Genomic DNA, 23,172 nt, shown 5'->3' with positions numbered 1-23,172 from the left:
TTGAGGAATTTGAATAAAACTAGAATGTCAGCATGACCCCCGCGGTGAAGCTGGTTGTGGCGGGGTAGCGGTTCTTATCGTCGATGCCCGGTGCCATCCCGCTGATACCCACTTCCGGGTCGATCCCCTTGTAGCCGGTGATCGTGTAGAGGTTGGCGACTGCCAGGTAAATGCGGGCGTGGCGGAGGTATTTGTTCTTCAACCGGAGATTGTAGCCCGCAGTAATGTTATCGATCTTCCAGTAGTTGCCGTTTTCGATATAGTAGCTCACGTAGTTCAGCGACTGGTCGTCGGCTAGTGGACGTTTGCCGTAAATAGGGTCGTAGGCGTTGGCGCGGAGATTCCCGCGGGTAAGCATCACGGGTGCGCTCCAGAACATCTCGGTCATATTCAGGATCTGAAAGCCGAATGCACCGCGCATAGTGATGTTCAGGTCAAAGTTTTTGTACGTCAATGTGTTATTCCAATTCAAATAGCGCTTGGGTAAGCCATTTCCGATGATCTGCTTGTCGTCGGCCTGCTGCTGGGCGATGGGTTTGGGCTCACCGTTTTTGCCTTCAATGATCCAGTGGCCGGCTTCGTCGATGTCGATGGTTTTGAAACCCCAGAAATTACCAAGCGGCTGCCCTACCTGCACGCGGTGTGTGGTTTGCTGAATGGGCTCGCCGGTATTGCCGGTATCGAAATACCCGCTGGCTAATGCAAACTTGTCGTCGGATAATGAGAGGATCTTGTTGGCATTGGTCGAGAAATTGACGGAGGTCGTCCAACGAAATGCCGCAGTTTGGAACGGGACCGCATTCACCTGGATTTCTACCCCCTTGTTTTCCATGGAAGCCGCATTGGCCGTGATGGTGCTGTACAAATAGGGCGGCGTAGGCACGGGGAAGTTGGCGATCAGGTCGCGGGTGGTGCGACGGTAGAGGTCGATCGAGCCTGACAGGCGCTCGTTCAGGAAACCGTAGTCGATACCGATGTTCACTTCTTCCTTGCGTTCCCAGCGAAGATCCGGGTTGGCATTGTTCGACGGGTTGATCGTCTGCACCCACTGGCCGTTGATCAGTACATTGGTATTGAAATTGATTTTATTCAAAGAAATATAAGAACTGCCCGGCTCGGTACCGGTCACACCATAACCTGCCCGGAGTTTCAGGTTCGAAACCGTATTGGCGTTTTCCAGAAATGCCTCTCTTTTCAGATTCCAGCCTAGCGAGAATGCCGGAAAACTGCCCCATTTGTGATTAGCCCCGAAGCGGGAGGAACCTTCATGACGGATACTCGCCGAGAGCAGGTATTTGTTCATGAAACTGTAATTAACCCTGAAAAAGTAGCTGATGAGCTTGTTCTCCGACTGCTCCGACAGTTCCGGAGCCTGCCCGCGACGTAATGCAAGCCCGGCGTTGATGTTGTTGTAGGAAAAGTTGTCGGTCGGGAAATCCCAGTTCTGCATCCAGTAGTTCTCCGTATTGTAGCGCCGCCAGGTATGCCCCGCGAGGACGACGAAGTTGTGATCCCGGATGGACTTGTTATAGTTCGCCGTGAACTCGAACAGATCGTCCTGCGTGCGGGTGGTACCGCGTGAGGCAAAGCCGTTCCGGCCGTTGCGGCTGGTGGAATAATGGTTTTTGGTTTCATAATATCCCCGCGTGCTGTTGAACATATCCCGCGCAAGCAAAGCTTTGATTTCCAGTCCTTCCACCGGCGCGAGCGAAATGGTACCGTATGTGCGCAGGTTGTTGTTGCGGTTCAGCCCATTCGTTTCCTCGATCAGCGCAACGGGGTTCATGTAATCTGTTTTGTCGGTGCGCTCGGTCCATTTGCCGTTTGCGTCCTTCAAAGGCTCGGTCGGGTTGAATGTGAGTGCATTGCGGTAAACGAGGCCGGAATATGGGCCGCCGTCGACGGAGAAGTATTTCTGCTGGTAACCGCTCAGGTTCGCATTGATTTTCAGCAGACCGTCGAACATCGAGTGGTTGACCTCGATGCGCGGAAACACCGTCGAATTGTCCGATTTCCTCATGATGCCGTTCAGCCGGCGGTATTCCATGCTCACGATATAGTTGGTGGTGCGCGAGCCGCCGCGGAGGCTGACATTATGTACCTGAGATAATGGCTTTTGGGTTACCTGGCTCAGCCAGTCGGTGCTATGGCCGTAGTCGATGGCGCCGGGTTTGCCCTGGGCGGCCAGGGCGCGGTACTGATTTACATCCATGAAATCGAGCTTGCGGGTAAGCCTTTGTGTGGTGAAATAGGAGTTCACTTCCAAAGTCGGAGGGGTTTCGCCTTTCACCTTCCGGGTGGTGATCAGGATTACCCCGTTGGTGCCGCGGGTACCGTAGATAGCGGCGGCCGAGCCATCTTTCAGCACGTCGATGGATTCGATGTCTTCCGGCGCGACGGTGTTGAGCCCTCCCGGCACGCCGTCGATGAGCACGAGCGGGTCTGAACTCGCATTGATGGTGGCATTGCCCCGCAATGTGATCTGCGCAACGGCGGTAGGGTCACCACTGGGCGTAATGACGCTCAGCCCGGCTACCTTTCCGCGAATGAGCTGGGCTGCGTCCTGCACCGGGCCTTTTACGAAGTCCTCTGATTTGACACTCGCAACGGCGCTGGTGATTTGCTCGCGTTTCTGCGTTCCGTAACCTACTACCACCACTTCTGCGAGGCTTTTCAGGTCAGGGACCAGCGTAATGTCAATAGCGGAGCGACTGCCGACGATCACCTCCTGGTTCTGATAGCCGACATACGAGAATACCAGCGTTATTTCAGCCTTGGGATCGTCGCTGACGGCAATGTTGTATTTACCATTGGCATCGGTGGTGCTTCCTCGCGTAGTGCCTTTGATGAGCACGCTCACACCCGGGAGCGCTTCGCCGCCGTCTCCTTTCACGACGCCGGAAATGGTTCTGTCCGCCGCTTTCCGGGCCATTTCCAAAAGGGAGTGATTGCTTTGGAGCGACATTGTGAATGTCTGCTGTGTGGCAGACGGGGTTTCCTCCGGGGCAATCAGCTCGATTTGTTGCGCGCCGGGTTTGCCTTCTTCGGCGGTCGTGAGGATGAGGTAAGTTTGTTTGCTGACCTTTTTATAGCGCAGCCCGGCCGGCAGAATATTGCTGAGCTTGTTCTCGATCGTTTGTCCGGCCTGCACCTGGGCTGGTGATACGAATAGGCCCTCCAACAGCTTTTCTTCAAACAGGATATCGACTTTGTATTGCTTTTTAACTTGCATCAGGGCGTCCCGCAGCGCTATCCGGCTGCCCGGGATGATCGTGGGCGCTGTACTGCTTTTGGGCGGACGATTCTGGGCCATGAGCTGGGCTTTAATTGGGGCGCCATTCAACAGACATCCCGCCATTAAGGTTACCAGAACTTTAACGTGTAATAGTTTCGTCATGATTATGGATGATTAAGAAATTACAAATGGCTTGTGTCAAGTACGAAAGTCTCGCCGTGGTCGGCTCCGGCGGGCGAGTGGGTTACCCGTGCATTCAGGACATCGGAAAGGACTTTCAGGACATTGGTGGGGTCGCTTGCATTGAACGTACCGCCGATGGTTCGTCGGGCGAGTGTGGAATCGGCTACCACGACGTTCACGCCGAAGTGCTCGCTGATCTGGTACGCGATCTCCGAAACAGGGGTGTTTTCGAACATGAACAGGCGCTGTTTCCAGGCCTGATGCGCTGAGAGGCTCCCGCTGTGTTTGAGGGTAAGTGCACCTTGCAACGACATCGTGGCTACGTCCCCGGGTTTCATTAGCATCGGTTTGGGATTTGCCTCTTTCAGTGAACGCAATTGCACGCTGCCCTGGCTAAGTACCACTTTGGAGCCGCGTTCGCGGCTGTATACGATAAATTCGGTCCCTAATACCTTGACTTCCAGTTTGTCGGGTGTCCGGACGATGAACCTGCTGTGATCGACGGTATGCTTCACCGCAAATTCCGCCTCGCCTTTCAGGTTCACCTCGCGCGTGCCGCCGCCGAACCCGAAGCGGGGGACGCTAAGCACGGAATTAGTATTCAGCGTGACACGGCTGCTGTCGGGCAGGACCACCGTCCTGATCTCTCCGTAACCGGTTTCATATTGTTTGTAAAACCAGAAATCGGACAGCAGATAAGCGCCCATGATGAGCGCAGCGGAAGCAGCGGCAACCCATTTGAATACAAAGAGCCGACCTCTCAATACGTCCCGGTAGGTTCTCACCAACGTGTCGGCAGCGGCACTATCCGGCTGCGGAACACCCATATTGTTTTGAACGGTATACAATGAACGTTGATAGGCCTGCTCTACATCCGGTGTGAATTGCGGATTTTCGGTTTCCCATTCGTCGAGCCACTGAAAATACAGCTCGCGGTTGGCGGGGTTTTCCAGCCATTCCCCGATCAGAATGTTCTGCATACGGGTAGTTTTCCCTTCGAAGAAGTTCTGGATGACCTGTTTGGAGAGAAGTGTTTTTTTCATGCTTCGTTAAATTCTGTATGACATATATCCAAGGGCGTTAGACCGTCAGACGAACAGGAGTAAAATCTGGATCAGTGAGAGCAGCCCGTGATCCTGCAATGCTTTCCGCAGGATCGACAGCCCCTTGGTAATGTGTCCTTCGACGGTTTTGACTGAAATGCCGAGCTCTTCGGCGATGGTCGTATTGCGTTTCCCTTCAAAGCGGCTCATCAGGAACACCTTCTGGTTCTGAGGCGATAACGACCGGATTACCTGCTCGATTTTCAATACCAGCTCCTGGTATTGCAGTTCTTGCTGGGGCGAACTGGCCGGTGTAGCGAGCGGGAGATCGGCCAGTCCATCGGTGACCGTTTCTTTCCCGAAATTCTTTCGCATATGATGAAATGCCGCATGCCGGACCGTCGTGAACAGGTAGGAACGGTAGGAGGTAGTCACTGCCGTATGCAGCTGCTTCAACCAAAACTGGCTGAATACCTCCACCACAAGATCCTCAGCGACGTCGCGGGCATAGACAAACCGCACCGCATGGCTGCAAAGCTGCTTATAGTAGCGCTTGAAAAGCAACTCGTACCCGCGGCCGGGATCGGTGATGAATGCCTGTTTGATAAACAATTCCGAATCGACAAAGTCCGCCGGGGGCTTCCGGATACCTGGAAAATCGAATCCCGGCCCCGTCGGCTCGCTTGCACCAGTCTTATTTTCTGCGGAATACTTCTGGTTCATACAAATCATGTAAGTAGGTTATTCATAAGAGTACTCTGCGCCGACGCTACCCTCGGTCATTTTGTGAAATTTTTATTTTTTTTGGGATTTTTTGCGACCTGAATGCGGTTTTGTCCGCCTCCCCGGGCCAGGCTTGCGACAATTTCTATCAACTGAGCCGCATTGTATTCTCCATTGACAATCAATTATATAACTCCACCAGCAGTCCGCTGATGAACGCCGAGTGTCCGTATTTGGACAACTTCTTGATATAAAAGCTTTTCAGCACGCCAGAACCGGCTTTCAACGTATTAGGCTTACTTTTTTTGATAAACGAAACGACACCTGACTACGCCTGACCACACCTGACAATCCTTGACCATCCCTGACTACCCATGACTACACTTGACCACCCCTGACTACCCATGACTACACTTGACCACCCCTGACCATCTATCCCTAAACTGCTTCGGACCATGCTACGTAACTATCTGAAAATCGCGCTTCGCCAGCTGGCTAAAAACCGGGTGTATTCCTTCATTAATATCGGCGGACTGGCTGCCGGTATGGCGGTGGCCATGCTCATCGGGCTTTGGGTTTACGACGAGCTTTCGTTCAATACCTATCACGAAAATTACGCGCGCATTGCACAGGTGCGTTCGCGGGAGTTCGGCGAGCATGGGGTAGGGATCAATTCGTCGGTGCAATATCCGCTGATGACCGAACTGAAAGCCAATTACAGATCGTACTTCAAGCGCATTGTGGCCGCTTCCTGGGACGCTGGGGCCGTACTGTCGGCAGGAGAAAGCAAGATTTCGCGTTCAGGGCTCTACATGGACCCGGAAGCGCCCGAGATGCTGACTTTGCAAATGGTATACGGTACCCGCGCGGGCCTGCGCGACCCGCATTCGGTCATGCTCTCGAGATCGACTGCCCTCGCATTGTTCGGAGATATCGACCCGGTAAACCGGGCTGTTAAGATCAGCAACAAGCTGGACGTCAAGGTTACGGGCGTTTATGAAGACCTTCCTCAAAATACCCAGTTTAACCAGGTTAAATTTCTGGCGCCATTTGTGCTTTGGGTGCTAGACAATCCGTGGATCAGGGAGCGTGCCATGACCGACTGGCAGAATCATTTCATGAAAATTTATGTCGAACTCCGTCCGGATGCTGACTTTGAGCTGGTTTCTGCGGATATTAAGAACGCCGAAATGAAGAACCTGGCAGGCTTTCCTGCCGAAGCTAAAAACAAGCCGGAAGTATTTCTGCTGCCTATGCGCGACTGGCATTTGCATAACTTCAAACGCGGCCAGCCTGATGAAGGTCCGCTGCAAATGGTGTGGCTGATCAGCATTATCGGTGCATTCGTGCTATTGCTTGCCTGCATCAACTTCATGAACCTTTCCACCGCCCGGTCTGAAAAACGCGCGAAGGAGGTCGGCATACGTAAGTCGATGGGCTCGGTACGGAAGCAGCTGATCAACCAGTTTTTCAGTGAATCGTTTGTCGTCGTGATTCTCGCATTCCTTCTGGCACTTTGGGCGGTATCGCTGGCGCTTCCGTGGTTCAACGAGCTGGCGGCCAAGCAAATATCGATCCCGTGGACAAATGTAGGTTTCTGGGCGGTGAGCCTGGGCTTTATAGTGCTCACGGGTATGCTTGCGGGAGGCTACCCTGCATTGTACCTGTCGTCGTTCCAGCCTGTGAAGGTTCTGAAAGGAACATTTCGCGTCGGCCGTTTTGCATCGGTTCCGCGTAAAGTGCTAGTAGTAGTGCAGTTCACGGTTTCCGTCACGCTGGTGATCGGCACCATTATCGTATTCCGCCAGATCCAGTTTGCGAAAAACCGCCCTGCGGGGTACACGCGGGAAGGGCTGCTGATGGTAGAGATGAAGTCGGGGGATTTTTACGGCAAGCACGACTTGCTCAAAAACGAGCTGCGGAGTACCGGCGCCGTAACCGATATCGCCGAATCGATGGGGAAAGTTACCGAAGTGTGGTCCGGCAACGACGGGTTCGAATGGCGTGGAAAAAGCCCTGCTGCCAATGAAAGTTTCGGCACACTGATGGTCAGTTCCGAATATGGCCGCACTGTCGGCTGGAAGTTTGTGCAGGGCAGGGATTTTTCCGAAACGCTGGCGTCGGATTCGTCGGGAATGGTGATCAATGAAGCAGCAATGAAATACATGGGGCTGAAAGACCCGATCGGGGAGCCGGTAAGCTGGAAATTCCAGGACCGGCCTGTGATGCATTACCGTATCATCGGGGTAATCAGGGATGTGGTGATGGAATCGCCTTATGAGCCTACTGCGCCGACGATGTTCATGATCAAAGCGCATGGTGGCCCCAACTGGATGCATATCCGGATCAATCCCAACATGAGCGTCAGCGAAGCCCTGCCCCGCATTGAGTCCGTATTTAAAAAGCTGATCCCGCTCGCACCTTTCGAATACAAGTTTGCCGACGACGACTATGCATTGAAATTTGCAGCCGAGGAACGTGTCGGCAAGCTGGCCTATTTCTTTGCCGTCCTCGCCATTTTGATCTCCTGCCTCGGGCTTTTCGGCTTGTCGTCCTTCATTGCCGAGCAGCGCACCCGCGAGATCGGCGTCCGGAAAGTACTCGGCGCTTCCATTTTCAATGTCTGGAAGTTGTTATCAAACGAATTTATCGTTCTCATTACAATCGCCTTCGGCCTGGCCACGCCCGTAGCCTATTACCTGCTAAGCCATTGGCTGGAAAAATACACCTACCGCATCGAGCCTTCGTGGTGGATCTTCGCGGCTACCGGGTTCGGCGCAATGATTATCACCCTGTGTACCATTAGCTTTCAGAGCATCAAGGCGGCGTTGATCAATCCCGTGGTGTCGTTGCGGGCGGAATAAATTTTTGTAACAGAGAGTAGACAAAAAGATTATTTAGATTTGAAGGAAAATAACTCTTTGCGTCTCCTCTTTCTGTATGTGTTTGCCCAAATTCCGCCACTTGACCTGGCTAATTGTCGCCTTGCTGTACGGTCACGCCCTTTTTGCTCAGAAAAATGCTGATTACAAGCTGTATTTGAGAAACGGGACATTTTCGCCTCCGGCTAATTTGTCGGGTGCGGCAGCCGGTGCAACGCTCCGCGAAAATGCATTACCCGCAATCGGAAAGCTGGTTATTATCCAATTCAACGACATACCCGGCGAAAAGGCTGTTACACAGCTGAAAAATGCGGGCATCGAGCTGCTGGAATATGTTCCCGACAATGCATACACCACTGTAATCCGCCAGGCGCCGGATGCCGCATTGCTCGTTTCAGCCAATGCCCGGGCCATTATCGAACTCACGGCCGACCAGAAAATTCATGCGGCATTAACTGCCCCGACACTTCCTGCACACACCCTGAAAGTGCCCGGTAAAGTGGATGTTTCCATCAGTTACCCGCGTTCTATTTCCTTATCGGATGCCAGGCAGGATCTTCAAAAGCATAATTTCGAAATCATTTCTGAAACCCTGAGCCGATACCAGGTGCTCGAAGTTCGGCTGGATACGAATCGGCTGGAACAGCTCGCGGCCTTGCCGTGGGTGGAGTATATCGAGGCCATTATGCCACCATTAGAGCTGTTGAACGACAAAAGCGTGGCCGACAGCAGGGCAAATGTGTTGAACTCCACCCTTCCCGGCGGGCGTAAACTGGATGGGGAAGGCGTGACGATCGGAATCGGGGACACCGGTAACCTCGACGACCATGCGGATCTGACGGGCCGTGTAATCAGCACTACACCGACGGTAACCGACTGGCACGGACTGCATATTGCGGGGACAGCTGCCGGAGCAGGTATTGTCAATGAAAAATACCGCGGTTATGCACCCAAGGCAAAAATTGTGAAGCGGCTTCCTGGCGGGATTTGGTTCGAGGCTGCGGCCCATGTGCGCGATTTCGGGATGGTCGTCACCAATAGTGCTTATGGTATGGGAAATTATTGCTCGTGGTTCGGCGATTACTTCGAAAGCAGCAGTATTCTGGACAGGCAGGCAGGTGAACTCCCAAACTTGCTGCATGTTTTTGCCGGAGGGAACAGTGGGTTGGAAGCTTCATGTATCAGCGGATTACCGGTCGGATATGGAACTGTGCAAGGACTCGATGCAACTGCAAAAAATGTGATCACTGTTGGCAGGACGGGAGCAAACGGCATCATTTCTCCTGCTTCCAGCCGCGGGCCGACCTCGGATGGCCGGATCAAACCGGAGTTGGTCGCACCGGGGGGATCTATTTTCTCTTTGATACCGAATGACGCGTATCAGTCGGGTTCGGGTACGAGTATGGCTTCGCCGGCGGTGACTGGCGGGACAGCTCTGCTTTATCAGCGATATCGGCAACTCAATGGTCAAAACAATCCCAAGGGTGGGTTGGTCAAAGCCCTGTTATTGAATGGAGCAAGCGATTGGGGATTACCAGGACCGGATTATGTTCACGGTTTCGGGATGATGAACTTGCTTCGTTCGGTTATCATGATGGAAAAAGGAAACTATTTTACCGGTACCCTGGCCAATCAGGGAACTGCCGAGTTCCAGGTAAACGTGCCTGCCGGTACTTCTGTATTGAAAGTGATGTTGTATTGGCACGACCCCGCTTCGGCGGTGGTGGCTGGGGGCAGAAAGCTGGTCAATAACCTGGACCTTCACCTGGTACGGCCGGGCGGAGGCGTACAGCTCCCGCTAGTTCCGAATCCCGCAGCTCCGGCAAGTCCAGCCGTTGCATCGTCGGACAGCATTAACAACGCGGAGCAGGTCGCAATCGCCAACCCGGAAGCAGGTTCCTATACGGTTAAAGTCGCCGGCTATAATATCCCGACGGGTTCGCAGGAGTATTTCGTTGTGTACGATATCATTGAAAGGTCTACGGTACTTACCTATCCCGTCGGCGGAGAGCGATTCACAAAGGGAGATGCGGTCAACCTTTCTTGGGATAGCTACGAAAATCCCGCAAGTACCTATGCGCTTTCCTATTCACTCAACAACGGCGCTTCCTGGTCTTCGATCAATGCGGCTATTCCAGCCGGGACAACACGTTTCAGCTGGACAGTGCCCGACGCGTTTACGACGACGGCAAAAATCAGGCTGGTTCAAAACGAAACGGGCGCCATCCGCGAGAGCGGTGCGTTTTCCATTATGGCGCTGCCGGTCGTTACAATGCAGCTGGTACAATGCCCCGGTTACGCGGCACTTCAATGGACAAAGGTCAACGGTGCCACGGACTACGAAGTAATGCGCTTACAGGGTGCTGAAATGAAACCGGTCGACGTAACGACAGAACTGAAATACACGTTCAATTCACTATCCCGTGATTCAACATATTATTTTTCTGTTCGGCCACGGTTGAATGGGATTCCCGGCCGGAGAGCGGTCGCCATCAAGTACAAGCCTGACAGCGGCACCTGTGTGGGCAGTATTTCGGATAACGATATAAGTATCGACTCACTTGTATCGCCCAAAGCAGCCGGCAGAATGCTGACGTCAACCGCTTTTTCACCGACCCAGGCGATTACCATTGGCATCCGAAATTTCGATGACCAACTCGTAACAAAGCCTTTTCAGGTAGGGTATTCAATTGGTGGGGCCGGGGCGGCTGTTCATTGGGAGACGGTTACTTCCGGAATTCCTGCGCTGGGGTATCTTGCCTATACATTTATCAAAACGGCAGACATGCAAGCGATCGGGGCGTATGTGGTCAGTGTTTTTGTAAAAATGGATGATGATCTTGCCCTGGGCAATAATCAGTTGGTCGTAGAGGCAAGGCATCTTCCCAATCCCGCCATTACGCTCCCTCACACGCAGGATTTTGAATCATTGCCGGTTTCAACCGTGCGTTCCGACAGATCCGGTTTAGACAATGCACCCGGGTACGATTTTTCATCGCAAAAAAGCATTGCCCGGTTGAGAACTTATATTGGTCCCGATGTTACCTACTCGGGAGACAAGGCATTGATCCTGGATACCGATTCCAGGAATAACGGTTTGTATTCAACGACGGTTATTGGCACGTATAATCTGGCAGATTACGCGGCCCAGGGGAAAGAGGTACGCCTCGATTTCCGGTTTGCGGGAAGTATTTACTACTCCCCTAACGCCGACGAGGGCGTGTACATAAGAGGAAAGGACACCGATCCCTGGATTTTTGCTTTTGACTACCATTATATGTGGAATTTGCCGGTCGACAAAAATTTTTATCTGGGGACAGTCATGGTAACTGAACTGCTGAAAAGGAATTCGCAGGAGCTTTCAACCAGTTTTCAGGTTAAGTGGCACCAATATGTGGCCACCGGTTCTGAGTCGTGGCATTTGATAGATGACGTGAGGCTGTACACAACCCGCACAGATGTTGCCGTGACGCAGGTCGAGAGGCCGGAACTCCCCGTCTGCAGCAGCGATTACCGGGTCGGTGTAGAAGTGACCAATAAAGGTGCGCATGATCTGTATAATGTGCCGTTACAGGTAACTGTCGACGGAGTTGAATGGTATAACTTTCCCATATTCTTGCTGAAAGCAGGTGAGAGTTCGCTGGTCATGTGCGATGTTCAATCCAGTATGAGTGCGGAAGGCGACCACGTCGTAGAGGCTCGGGCTACACAAATGTCTGACGTCAACCCAGCAGACAATGCGCTGCGAACTGTGCTGATCAGTGCCCCGGTTATAGCGGAATTTCCATATTTGGAAGACTTCGAGCATGGCCCTGGCGGCTGGCAAACGATCGACACAAAGCCTGTCTGGCAATTGGGAACACCTAATGCGGTTAAAATCAAAAATGCGGCAAGCGGTGTGACCGCGTGGGCGACCGACTTTGGCGGAGTGGATCCGCGCGACAGTGTAGCGTATCTTTATTCTCCCTGCTTCTTCGCGCGGTCTATTGAATGGGCTCGTTTGAGTTTCGGTTATGCTATAGACCCTGAGGTCTGCGAAAATGGGTTCTGTGATTTACTCGAAATTGAAATGTCCAACGGGAATGGCTGGCAGAAGGTATATGCGACAAGTTCGGTATATCCCGAAGATGGAAGTCGCTGGCGTGTAGGCTCCGCTTATCTGTCAAACTCCGGCGAGTACTTCCGACTGAGGTTTGTGATAAAAACCAGGAAGGGATTCGGTACCGAGGGGATTGCCATCGACGATATTCATATACATAGCGGATATAGTCCGGTTTATTACAACCCTTACGGCCAGGAAACGAGCGTATTGGACGAGGCCAGCGGAAACAAATGGATAGATATGGTGAACTTTGGCATTACCGCATCGATCAATCCGAATGGACAGAATTTGGGGAAGATCATGATCAACACGTATGTCAATTACGGTGAAGCCCATCACGTTAACGGGCAATACTACCTGGGAAGAAATTTCAAATTCACCATGTCGCAACCGAGCTTCCCCGAGCCGGTGGGAGTGCGTCTGTATTTTGCGGATTCGGACATTGAACGATTGGTCAGCGCGCCGGACATAACGGGTGTGTTCAAACCCGGCTCCGCATTTGAATTGGGGATAACCAAGTACTCGGGCAGCAACGAAGACGGCGACCTGACGAATAATACCGGGAAAGGATGGGCGTATTATCGGCCATCGGACGTAAAAATAGTGCCGTATTACGATGGCTACTACGCAGAATTTCAAACCAAATCCTTCTCCGAATTCTGGCTGGCGAAGGGATTTCTGGGGCTTGGCGACCCAATGCCGGTTACCCTCACCACCTTCACCGCCAAGCCCCGCACGGATGCGGAGAACAAACAAACGGTCCTGGTAGAATGGCAAACGGCCCGCGAGGAGGCGTTCAGTCATTTCGAGGTCGAGGTGGCGAAGGACCAGGAAGGGCTTCTGGAGAACAGGTTTACAAAAGTCGGCGAGTTGCCTGGGCAGGGCGGAAATTCACGGTATGCATTTACGGATAATGCGCCCTTGGCGGAACGTACGAGTTATTACCGCCTGAAAATGGTCGATACGGATGGGAGCTTTGCGTATTCCAGCGTCCGTGCTGTCAATTTCGAAGGCGAAAAGTTATGGAAGGTATTTCCTAACCCGGCGGAGAAGCGGATTTTTGTGGAATTCGAGGAAAAAGCCGGAAAGGTGCTACATTTCAGTGTTTTCGATGTCGGAGGGCGGGTTGTTTTTACAGACAAAGCAGTGGCTGACGGACGTGCACAGCAAAAGGAAATAGGCCTTTCCACGCAAGCGACGGTGCCTGGCATTTATTTGCTTAAAGTCGTTTCAGAAGATCGCGAGCGGGTTTTTAAAATCATCAGGAAGTAAAAGTCAGTAGTTACCAGAAATCAAATCCTCGCTGGCGCGCGCTGGCGGGGATTTTTGGTTTTGGGAAGAAAATAATTTCCCTCGCCATTTGAAGTACTATTTGAAATAAAATATCTTTGTAACTAAGATATTTAGAAACAAAGATAAATTTGAGCCAGGAGCTGACTGAACGGGTGCGGAAGCTGAGCCAGCAATACGCATTCGACTCCATCCAGATGCACGAAGCCATTGGCCGGCAGGCCGGGCTGTCCGGTACCGATCACAAGTACCTGGGTTTCATCATGCAGAAAGGGCAGATGACAGCCGGTGAGCTTTCGCAGCTGACCGGCCTTACCACGGGCGCCGTAACGGGCCTGATCGACCGTTTTGAACAGAAAGACCTGGTCAGGAGGCGGTTTGGCGAGGGCGATCGCCGGAAGGTGATCGTCGAACCGAATAATGAAAAGATCATGGCGGTTTTCGAGCCGTTGTATAAGGAGTTCCGACAGCGGTCGGGTGAGCTGATCGCTTCTTTTTCAGAGGCGGAATTGAAGATTATAGAAAGCTACTTCTCGAAGGCGATTGAAGTGATGAATGAGACGACCAGTAAATTCAATACTAAACAGCAGTGAACTATGGGGGCTTACATTCTTGGTATTGAAGAGATTGATAAAACGCAGATCGCGGTAGCGGGAGGAAAGGGCGCTAACCTGGGCGAGCTCGCTCGGATCGGCGAAATTCAAGTACCGGATGGTTTTTGCATTACGACCGACGCATTTGGCGAGGTGATCAGCGGTGTGGAAATCGGCAGCCTGCTGGAAAGGCTGGCCAACGTAAAGATGGGGGATACGCAGGCAATCATGGCACTGGGACGCGAAATCCGCGGTGTGATCGAAGCGGCAGCAATCCCGGGGAATGCCAGGGAGGAGGTCCTTCATCACCTCACAAAGCTTGGCGAAGGGGATGCCTATGCCGTGCGGTCGAGCGCGACTGCGGAGGACTTGCCGAATGCGTCGTTTGCCGGGCAGCAGGATACCTATCTCAATATCGTCGGAAGCGATGCCATTTTGCAGCACGTGAGCAAATGCTGGGCGTCGCTGTTTACCGACCGGGCGATCGCTTACCGGATCCAGAATGGCTTCGATCACCGCAAAGTGAGCCTGGCGGTGGTGGTTCAACGGATGGTTTTCCCACAGGCTTCGGGCATTCTGTTTACAGCGGACCCGGTGAGTTCAAACCGGAAGGTGGTGTCTATCGATGCCAGTTTCGGGCTTGGCGAAGCACTGGTTTCCGGCCTCGTGAATGCGGATGTGTATAAAGTTCGCGGAGGCGAGATTATCGAAAAGAAGGTAGCTATCAAGAAAATAGCGATTTACGCTTCACAGGCAGGCGGTACCCGTGAGCAGGAACTCGGACCGGAACAACAAAGGCTTCAAACGCTCACGGACGATCAGATTTTGCAGCTAGAACGCCTGGGCAGACGGATCGAAGCGCATTTCGGGTGCCCGCAGGATATTGAATGGTGCCTGGCCAATGGCACATTTTACATCGTACAAAGCCGGCCGATTACGACTTTGTACCCCGTCCCGGAAACGAACGACGGGCAAAACCATCTTTACGTATCGGTAGGCCATCAGCAAATGATGACCGACGCGATGAAGCCGCTGGGGCTGTCGACATGGCAGTTGACGTCGCCCCGGAAAATGGTCGTTGCCGGGGGAAGAATTTTCGTGGATGTCGCGCAGGACCTGGTTTCGCCTATGGGCAGAAAAGTGGTGCTGGATGTGCTGGGCAAATCCGACCCGCTGGTGCGGAAAGCGGTGATGGAAATTCTGGAACGCGGGGATTTCCTGGACATTAATATGAATGAACCTCCCGTCGGCGAACCCGCTCAGGGGCCGCCGCCACACGATTTTTTTGCGCTTAACCACTACGATCCGTCCATTGTGCAGCAACTGATCGGTCGCAGCGAGGCATCGATAGCGGCATTAGAGGAAAACATCCGCACCCGGTCCGGGACAGAGCTGATCGATTTTATCCTGGACGATTTCCAGCAAAGGAAGAGCCAGGCCGATCCGGAGAGCTTTGGAGTGATCGTGACGGCGATGAATGCCGCCCTTTGGATTAATGAAAAAATGAGTGAGTGGCTAGGCGAGAAAAACGTGGCGGATACGCTTTCGCAATCGGTACCGCACAATGTCACATCCGAAATGGGTCTGGCATTGCTGGATGTAGCCGACGCGATCAGGCCGTATCCGGAAGCAGTAAGCTACCTGCGGGATGTGAATGACGATCACTTCATGGACGGAATGCGGGAGCTGCATGGCGGCAGGGAGGCAATAGACGCGATCAATGCATTTCTGGTCAAATACGGCATGCGTTGCGCGGGCGAGATCGATATCACCAGAACCCGTTGGAGCGAAAAGCCCTCCATTCTGGTTCCGCTGATCCTGAGTAATATCAGGAACCAGGAACCCGGCGCCGGAAAACGGAAATTCGAACAAGGCCGGCAGGAAGCTGCCCGGAAAGAGGCGGAGCTGCTGAGCCGCCTGCGGGAATTGCCCGACGGTGAGCAAAAGGCAGAGGAGACCAGGCGGATGATCGGGTTGATGCGTAGCCTGGCGGGTTATCGCGAGTACCCCAAATATGCCATTGTAAACAGGTATTTCGTATACAAAAAGGCATTAATGCAGGAAGCTGCCCGGCTCGTGGACGCCCATGTACTCCGGGAGAAGGAGGATATTTATTATCTGGAATTCGAAGAAATACGCGGGGTGGTCCTTTCCGGGAAAGCAGATTACGATATTATTGACCAGCGCAAAGAAGCCTACGCGCGCTTCGAAAAGCTCACGCCGCCGCGCGTGATGACCTCTGATGGCGAAGTCGTGACCGGAAAACATAGCCATGAGAACCTGCCGGAGGGCGCCATCGCAGGTCTGGGCGTGTCCGCGGGCGTGATCGAGGGGCGGGCACGCGTGGTACTGAAAATGGAAGATGCCAACCTGGAACCAGGCGATATCCTGGTCACCGCGTTTACGGACCCGAGCTGGACGCCGCTGTTTGTGGCTATCAAAGGACTGGTAACGGAAGTGGGCGGATTGATGACCCACGGGGCGGTGATCGCCCGGGAATATGGTCTGCCGGCTGTGGTGGGAGTCGATCATGCGACCCGGCTCATCACTGACGGGCAAAAAATACGTGTGCACGGGACGGAAGGATACATCGAGCTCCTTTAAGGTCACGTACACACGGGTTAAGCAGGAAATAATTGCTTAGTTTTTCAACCAGGCCTCATTCAGCGCCTTTTTCGACTCGTCGCCGAACCGGAAGCCGTCGCCGTCTTTGTAATTGAGTTTTACGGTACCTTTCAGTTCCACATCCTGGCCATTGCGGTTCACCTTAACGGTGATCGGACTGCCTTCGTCGAGGTCGTAGCCGAGGTAAACGAGGGCCATCAGGTTTTTGGGGTCAACGGGTATTCCGTTAAACTCCACGAAAATGTCGTTGTCCTGTATTCCCAGGCTTTTGTAGAACTCATTCTGGTTGTCGGCTGCGTGTGCAAGTACGTGGGTGCGCGAGGCGTCGGGCTTAATGTAAATGACGTCATCGCGCAGAAAAACGATCGGCTCGGGGAAGGGAATGGTCTGTTTTTTGAGACCTACCTTGCCGACGAAATCCTCATAACGGATCGGTTCGCCCATAACCACGTGTTTGTCCAGAAACGCACCCGCTTCGGGACCGGCTATCTGCGTGATGACGGGAATCAGTTCGGCATCGTCGAACGGCTTTTGAGAGCCGTATTTTTGAGATAGCTCACCCATGAGCCACAGCAGGCCTCGCTGACCCTGGGTTTTCTCGCGGATCACGATATCGAGGCACATGGCGATGAGTGCGCCTTTTTCATAAACATTCGGGTATTGGGGTTTTAGTTTGGGATCCAGGATATTCCGGCTCATTTCGGTGAAAGAAAGGCTATCGGAATACGATTGGGACTGTTCTACTTTTTTAGCCATCAGATCATAAAAAGCATCCGCGCCGATGAGCCCCTGATTGACCTGGAAAAGGTTGGAGAAATACTCGGTAACACCTTCATAAAACCACAAATGCTGGCTCATTTTGGGTGCATTGAAGTCGAAATAGTGGATTTCCTTCGAATGCACCTTCAATGGAGCGATGGTATGGAAGAACTCATGGCTGATCACGTGGATCAGGTCTTTGCTTTTCATCGGCTCCCTGAAAACCGCCGTCGTCGAGGCATTATGTTCTAGCGCGCCAATGCCCTTGGCGTCGTTGGCGGCACCCGACGATACGTAGGTGAGCACGGCGTACTTCGGTGTGTCATTGATTTTTCCCAGGAATTTCTTCTGCGCGCGCATCATCTTTTCGAGATCGGGCTTCAAAGACGACGCCTGCGTTTTACCGCTTTGCGAGTAAATACCCAACAGCACCTCCATGCCGTCCACTTTGAAAGAAAAGGTATCCGGCGCGGCGTACATCACGGGATTATCGATCACGTCCGGGTAGCGCGGGACCTGGAACACATCTTTGCGAGCGTCATTGTCGGTGTCTACGAGCGCCGTGGTGCCGTAAAGCGTCCCAGGGTGTGAAACGGTAATCCGGTACGGGGTTTCGGTTTGTCCTGAAAAATAACCCACAAACCCCGCCATATTGAGGAGGAAATGCTTCCCAGCCTCGATATTGGTCCCTGCAGGGGAAAAAATGGTTTTATTGTTTTCGCCAAAAGGATCACTTTCCACTTCGGTATCGAAGGTATCGCCAACGAGGTAGGAAATGCGGACGAGTTTTTTGGCGGGTGAAATGCTGACGGTATTCGAGTCGGTACGGGTTACGCGCAGCGGTTTGCCTTTTTTATCGAAAGCCTGGAAATCCTGTACGTACCGGCCGTAGTCGGCAATGGCGTAGGTGCCGGGGATAATCTTGGGAAAATTGTAGGTAGCAACATCGCCGGTTTGCGCGGGCGGCGTGACGGTAACGCGCACACGATCGGCATCGACATTGACGAGGTCAATGCTTACTTCCACTGCTTTAGAACCGGAAGTGGGGCCGGGTTTGCTGCCTGCGCAGGAGTACAGAATGGCGGTGAGCAACAGCCCGGGCAAAAAATGTGATTTCATAGGGATTTTAATAGCGTTCAGTGAAACCGGTATCCGATTCCGAGGTTAAGGTAAATATTGTGCATCCCGAAAGCGATACTCCGGAAACCGGGCTCCATCAAGGGTGTTAATGCATAGTTCAGGTTCGCCGATGCAAAAAGGCCTGAATTAATGCGGTAGTCGGTACCGATTTCGATACCGGCATTGATCTTTCTCACATTCTCCGAAAAGTCGTACGAGGCGGCATCGATGTCCTCCCGCTCGCCTATGGGCGTCTCGTTACGTATGTACCCGTCGCGCGCGCCGCCGTCGAAGCGGTTATCCAGCAGCAGCGACACGAACCCGCCTGCTTTGAATGTGAATGAACTGTTGTTATGGAAGGTCAAATGCAATGGCAGCGTGAGGTAACTGTTCCTTACCCTGGTTTTGACGCGCCCGGAGAAATAGCCGGTAACCGACTCGTGTCCGTCGTTGCCCGCTTCGTTGAACGTGGTGTAGTAAGCCTTAACGCGCGCATCCGTCGTCATCCCTTTTTGCTCCCAGCGCAGGCCGGTAGCAAATCCGAAATGCGTCGAGAACCGGTAACCGAGCCCTGCTTCCAGACTGGGCTGGAAACCCGGCTTGTAGGATTCAATTTCCCGGATCGACGCCGGTATGCCCGCGGGCGCTGCTGCTCCGATGGAAAATCCCGCCCGGGCATTAAGCGAAAGCTTCTTCCCGTTCTGAGCGGTAGTTTCGAGCGCAATGGTCAGCAAAAGGAGCAACAGACGGAAACGTTTCATGATTTTGAAATATTATTGCGTAACGATCTTCACGTCGTCGATATACAATTTGCTGCCGACGGCTCCCTCAAAAACCGCGCCATTTTTACTGGAAGAAAACACGATGGCAATTTTGTAGTTAAATGCAGCCAGGTCAGCGAGGTTAACTTCGGATTTATAGTTGAATACGAGATTAAATGCCTGGTAACCGGTGCCCGATGTGGGTGTATCCGACGCCAGTTGCGCAATAGCTGCCACGCTGGGGTCGGTGAGGATATTAGCGCCGTTGAGGAACGGTTTTTCCGCACTCGCTTTGAAAAGCACGGCATAAATGTCGCAAACGTCTTGCTGCTCCGGTGTAACGGGCTTACCTGTTTTATCAGTAACCGGCCCGCCCGAGACGTACTTATAGAAACCCGTCAGCCGCAGCGGCTTTTTGTTGAAAGGAACGCCGAAAATAGTGGCTTCCAGTGGAGCCGTCAGCGCTTTGGCAGCGTCGAAACTGCCCAGAAAGAGATTGCCCGGCGCAATGGGCATTCCCACCAGCGCACCCAACGCGCCGGTCGACCTGGTTTCAAGATAAGCGGCATACTGGCCTTTCGCAGCATCGGTACTACGTTGGGTAGGGTAGGCTTCGGGCCGCTTCTCTGGCGCGATCAGCGAAAAACCGCTGTTGCCCGAAGCCCAGATATTCTGGTGTTCGCCTTCGACCAGCTCATAGGGGACATAGTAGTTACCATCGGCGTTGACCGTCCAGTTTTCGAACGTGAAATAGTCCGGCGCGAGGTTTTGCAGGAGGCTCACCCGGTATTGCTTTTTCCACTGGCCATCCTGGGAGGTAACGGTGTAAGTCACAGGTTTGGAAAAATCCTGCGGCATACCGGAGGCAGGTTGTATGCTGGCGCCCTCCGTGATGGTAAACTGCGGTGCGACGGCTTTAATATTGAGCTTTGAAAAATTGACGAACGCGGTAACGCTGGTATTGGTAATGGACGGGGGCGATATCAGTACTGAATCAGGTAAAGTCATCACCAGAATGTCCGCTTCCATGTTTTCCGCTTCCGGTTTGATACACCCGGATACGGTCAGGAACGTGCCCAGCATGGCCAATAGTACTGTACTTTTCATACGCAATACTAAACAATTTTTTCGCTCAGGGGAATTTTATCACCGCCGGTATCGATCATTCGGTAAACTTGGCCACCAATTTCAATCGGGTTGCCTGGTCGATTCCGAGCTGGTTTTCGATGAATGGGTCGATCCCGCCATAAGTACTGTCGATGGCGTTGAAGGTAGCGTGGATGAAGCGCTCGTCGACGGTGGAAAGAACCTCGATAGCGTCCATATTCAGCTTCGGCTTGATAATCCGGCCCAGCTTTGCCTTGCCCAGCGTTTTTTCGGCCCGGTTGCGACGATAGTAGTTGGATAGCATATAATCATCGACGATCAGCTGCCGGTCGACATTCAAAATGGACAAAATCAGGGCTGAGACAATGCCCGTCCGGTCTTTCCCGGCCGAACAGTGGTAGAGTACGGGCTGGTCGGAGGAGGTTATGTCGTTCAAGATCTGCTTAATTGCATCCACGTGCACGGTTACCGCGTCGGCGTAGAACCTGGCGGTCATGTCCTTTGCCTGCTGTTCGGTGATTTCGCCGTTGAGTACCCGTTTTTTTAATCCTTTGATCTCCCCGGCGTTATCTTCCACGACAGGAGTATGCCGGTAGCGCACATTGGATGGCAAATGATCTTCTTTTCCTTCGATTTCGTGGTCGGTGCGCAGGTCGTACACGCTGGCAATACGCAAGGCATTGAATTGATCGAATTGTTTCGATTCGAGTTTCGAAAGATTGTCGGAACGGTAGATCAGTCCTTTTCGGACGGTTTTGCCGTCCTTCATTTTTAATCCGCCAAGATCTCTGAAATTAACGGTGTTTTCTAAACCCAGGTAGCGTTGGGCAACCGCAGCCGAGTCGCCGCCGTGGGTAAGGAGGTTGTGATATGCCGCCTTCCCGTCGTGTTCCGCAGGCACACTCACTTTGCAGGAAAGCATGAAACTACCGAGAGTTGCGTAAAGCCACCAGGCCCGGAATTGTGGTATTTTAATGAGGGTATTGCTGTATGGATGGGTGTTCATGACAGGTTGTTGATGTAAGAAGGCCCTTTATTTTGCTTGCTGCAATGGGGCCATGTAAAATGAGCAACAGAATACGCTGGAATTAGGTTTGGAAAAGCGGCCGGATTCCGCGCGTTTTTCTATTTTGCATGATCAAGAAACGCCGATTTTCATGCATAGTATTTTACCGTTTTTACTGGCGATGGTCGCGGCAGTTGTCCTGCTGGGTATGCTGGCCAACAAGCTGCGGGTTGCTTATCCCATATTACTGGTCGTGGCGGGGTTGCTGACCAGCCTTGTTCCGGGGCTGCCCGTGGTTAAAATCGATCCGGACCTGATCTTTTTCATCATGCTTCCGCCCCTGCTTTTTGAAGCGACGTGGTCAATTTCATTCAAGGAAATGAAAAAGTGGTGGCGGATCATCAGCTGCTTTGCCTTTCTGGTGGTTTTCTTCACCGCACTGTCCGTCGCCATCGTTACGAGCCATTTCATCCCTGGTTTTACGCTGGCGCTGGGCTTCCTGCTGGGCGGCATTGTCTCGCCGCCGGATGCGGTCAGCATCGGTGCCATTACCCGGTTTGTGAAGATCCCGACTTCGACTTCGGCCGTTCTGGAGGGCGAAAGCCTGCTGAACGACGCCTCCTCGCTTATTATTTTCCGTTTCGCATTGCTGGCGGTGGCTTCGGGGCAGTTCGTCTGGCAGGATGCGACGCTGAGCTTCTTCTGGATGGTGATCGGGGGTGTGGGCATCGGCCTGGCACTGGGTTGGTTTTTCGTGCAGGCGCACCGGCGCTTACCCACCGACGCGCCCTCGGACATTGCATTTACATTAATAGAACCCTATTTTCTTTACTGGATAGCCGAGCAGCTGCATAGCTCGGGTGTGCTGGCGGTGGTGAGCGGAGGGCTGTTTATGGCTAACCGGCGTCTGCAATTTTTGAGCAGTTCCAGCCGCATCCGCGGTTACAGCGTTTGGGAGAGCTTTGTGTTTATCCTGAATGGCATTGTGTTCCTGCTGATCGGCCTGGAACTGCCTGAAATTGTGGAGGGACTGAGGTCAAAAGGCATCCCATTGCAGACAGCCATCGGCTATGGCGCACTGGTAACGGCTGTGCTGGTAGTGGCGAGGTTGATCAGCTCTTATGCCGCGATGATTGCCACGATGATCTTCCGGCCCGGCGTGGTACCCCGCGCAAGCTCCCGGCGAAGGCAATGGCTCATTCCGATGTTCCTCGGGTGGACAGGTATGCGGGGCGTGGTATCGCTGGCTGCCGCGCTGTCGATACCGGTCATGCTGGCAGACGGAACCGAATTCCCTTACCGGAACCTGATACTGTTCATCACGTTCGTGGTAATCCTGCTCACATTACTGGTTCAGGGCCTCACCTTGCCGTACATCATCGAGCACGCCAACATTTTCGAACGTTTGGCCGTCGAATCGCCCGAGGACATGCGGAAGCGCCTGAAACAGGGCTTGCGCGAGCATACGTACGCATTCCTGCGGGGCAAGTACGAGCGCGACTTTGATGGCCACGACGGCATGCGAAGGCTTTTGCTGCATTGGGAGGAGAAGCTCAAAGCGTCCGACGACGACTGGATGAATCAAAAAACCAAAGTGATATTTCTCGAAATGCTAGAAACCCAGCGCCAATTTATCGTCGAGGCCAATAAGGACCCTGCCATGGATGAAGAAATCATCCGGGAGCAGCTTTTCCTGATTGACCTCGAAGAAGAACGGTTAAAAATGCAGTGATATATCCTCCGA

General features: G+C 53.0%; 12 protein-coding genes. 5 read left to right on the top strand and 7 right to left on the bottom strand.

Annotation, left to right across the window (positions count from 1 at the left end; all coding sequences use genetic code 11):
* Positions 1–19 precede the first annotated feature (19 nt).
* From ACQ4MZ_RS24620 to ACQ4MZ_RS24610, 3 genes are read right to left on the bottom strand one after another with little or no spacing between them, the layout of a single operon-like run.
* Positions 20–3,397, bottom strand: coding sequence for a SusC/RagA family TonB-linked outer membrane protein (locus ACQ4MZ_RS24620; protein ID WP_430849560.1), 3,378 nt, complete (start codon positions 3,395–3,397; stop codon positions 20–22).
* A gap of 20 nt (positions 3,398–3,417) precedes the next feature.
* Positions 3,418–4,461 carry a FecR family protein gene (locus tag ACQ4MZ_RS24615; RefSeq protein ID WP_430849558.1) on the bottom strand — a complete coding sequence of 348 codons (1,044 nt, stop codon included), beginning with the start codon at positions 4,459–4,461 and terminating at the stop codon, positions 3,418–3,420.
* A gap of 45 nt (positions 4,462–4,506) precedes the next feature.
* Complete coding sequence (locus ACQ4MZ_RS24610; RefSeq protein ID WP_430849556.1) at positions 4,507–5,184, bottom strand: RNA polymerase sigma-70 factor; 678 nt, start codon at positions 5,182–5,184, stop codon at positions 4,507–4,509.
* A 455-nt stretch (positions 5,185–5,639) separates the two neighbouring features.
* Between ACQ4MZ_RS24610 and ACQ4MZ_RS24605 the strand changes: the two genes are divergently transcribed.
* The 4 genes from ACQ4MZ_RS24605 (at position 5,640) to ppsA (ending at position 16,655) form a co-directional block, all read left to right on the top strand.
* On the top strand, positions 5,640–8,048 hold the full coding sequence (locus ACQ4MZ_RS24605; RefSeq protein ID WP_430849554.1) for an ABC transporter permease: 2,409 nt from the start codon (positions 5,640–5,642) through the stop codon (positions 8,046–8,048).
* A gap of 100 nt (positions 8,049–8,148) precedes the next feature.
* Positions 8,149–13,440: a S8 family serine peptidase gene (locus tag ACQ4MZ_RS24600; protein WP_430849552.1), complete on the top strand. Its 5,292-nt coding sequence runs from the start codon at positions 8,149–8,151 to the stop codon at positions 13,438–13,440.
* A 149-nt stretch (positions 13,441–13,589) separates the two neighbouring features.
* Positions 13,590–14,051 (top strand): MarR family winged helix-turn-helix transcriptional regulator, encoded by a 462-nt coding sequence (locus tag ACQ4MZ_RS24595; RefSeq protein WP_430849550.1) that lies wholly within the window; start codon positions 13,590–13,592, stop codon positions 14,049–14,051.
* Positions 14,052–14,054: 3 nt separating this feature from the next.
* The gene (gene ppsA, locus ACQ4MZ_RS24590) at positions 14,055–16,655 is read left to right on the top strand and encodes a phosphoenolpyruvate synthase (protein WP_430849548.1); all 2,601 of its coding nucleotides are present in this window, start codon (positions 14,055–14,057) and stop codon (positions 16,653–16,655) included.
* 36 nt (positions 16,656–16,691) lie between these two features.
* Here ppsA and ACQ4MZ_RS24585 read toward each other — a convergent pair whose 3' ends face one another.
* From ACQ4MZ_RS24585 to ACQ4MZ_RS24570, 4 genes are read right to left on the bottom strand one after another with little or no spacing between them, the layout of a single operon-like run.
* Positions 16,692–18,554 carry a hypothetical protein gene (locus ACQ4MZ_RS24585; protein ID WP_430849546.1) on the bottom strand — a complete coding sequence of 621 codons (1,863 nt, stop codon included), beginning with the start codon at positions 18,552–18,554 and terminating at the stop codon, positions 16,692–16,694.
* A gap of 17 nt (positions 18,555–18,571) precedes the next feature.
* Positions 18,572–19,315: a porin family protein gene (locus tag ACQ4MZ_RS24580; RefSeq protein ID WP_430849544.1), complete on the bottom strand. Its 744-nt coding sequence runs from the start codon at positions 19,313–19,315 to the stop codon at positions 18,572–18,574.
* Between the two features lie 12 nt (positions 19,316–19,327).
* Positions 19,328–20,422, bottom strand: a complete 1,095-nt coding sequence (locus ACQ4MZ_RS24575) for a PCMD domain-containing protein (RefSeq protein WP_430849542.1) — start codon at positions 20,420–20,422, stop codon at positions 19,328–19,330.
* A 55-nt stretch (positions 20,423–20,477) separates the two neighbouring features.
* On the bottom strand, positions 20,478–21,428 hold the full coding sequence (locus ACQ4MZ_RS24570) for a tyrosine-protein phosphatase (protein ID WP_430849540.1): 951 nt from the start codon (positions 21,426–21,428) through the stop codon (positions 20,478–20,480).
* 151 nt (positions 21,429–21,579) lie between these two features.
* Between ACQ4MZ_RS24570 and ACQ4MZ_RS24565 the strand changes: the two genes are divergently transcribed.
* Positions 21,580–23,160, top strand: coding sequence for a Na+/H+ antiporter (locus ACQ4MZ_RS24565; RefSeq protein WP_430849538.1), 1,581 nt, complete (start codon positions 21,580–21,582; stop codon positions 23,158–23,160).
* The last annotated feature ends 12 nt before the right edge of the window (positions 23,161–23,172 follow it).

Source organism: Dyadobacter sp. BHUBP1, from assembly GCF_050587785.1.
GTDB lineage: Bacteria > Bacteroidota > Bacteroidia > Cytophagales > Spirosomataceae > Dyadobacter.
Note: the sequence above shows the minus strand (reverse complement) of the source record. Positions and strands in the feature narration are given on the sequence as shown.

Excerpts from the sequence above, each read along its gene's own strand:
- ACQ4MZ_RS24605 (WP_430849554.1), top strand. The coding sequence starts at position 5,640 with ATGCTACGTAACTATCTGAAAATCGCGCTTCGCCAGCTGGCTAAAAAC.
- ACQ4MZ_RS24580 (WP_430849544.1), bottom strand. The coding sequence starts at position 19,315 with ATGAAACGTTTCCGTCTGTTGCTCCTTTTGCTGACCATTGCGCTCGAA.
- ppsA (WP_430849548.1), top strand. The coding sequence starts at position 14,055 with ATGGGGGCTTACATTCTTGGTATTGAAGAGATTGATAAAACGCAGATC.
- ACQ4MZ_RS24585 (WP_430849546.1), bottom strand. The coding sequence starts at position 18,554 with ATGAAATCACATTTTTTGCCCGGGCTGTTGCTCACCGCCATTCTGTAC.
- ACQ4MZ_RS24575 (WP_430849542.1), bottom strand. The coding sequence starts at position 20,422 with ATGAAAAGTACAGTACTATTGGCCATGCTGGGCACGTTCCTGACCGTA.
- ACQ4MZ_RS24615 (WP_430849558.1), bottom strand. The coding sequence starts at position 4,461 with ATGAAAAAAACACTTCTCTCCAAACAGGTCATCCAGAACTTCTTCGAA.
- ACQ4MZ_RS24620 (WP_430849560.1), bottom strand. The coding sequence starts at position 3,397 with ATGACGAAACTATTACACGTTAAAGTTCTGGTAACCTTAATGGCGGGA.
- ACQ4MZ_RS24570 (WP_430849540.1), bottom strand. The coding sequence starts at position 21,428 with ATGAACACCCATCCATACAGCAATACCCTCATTAAAATACCACAATTC.
- ACQ4MZ_RS24610 (WP_430849556.1), bottom strand. The coding sequence starts at position 5,184 with ATGAACCAGAAGTATTCCGCAGAAAATAAGACTGGTGCAAGCGAGCCG.
- ACQ4MZ_RS24565 (WP_430849538.1), top strand. The coding sequence starts at position 21,580 with ATGCATAGTATTTTACCGTTTTTACTGGCGATGGTCGCGGCAGTTGTC.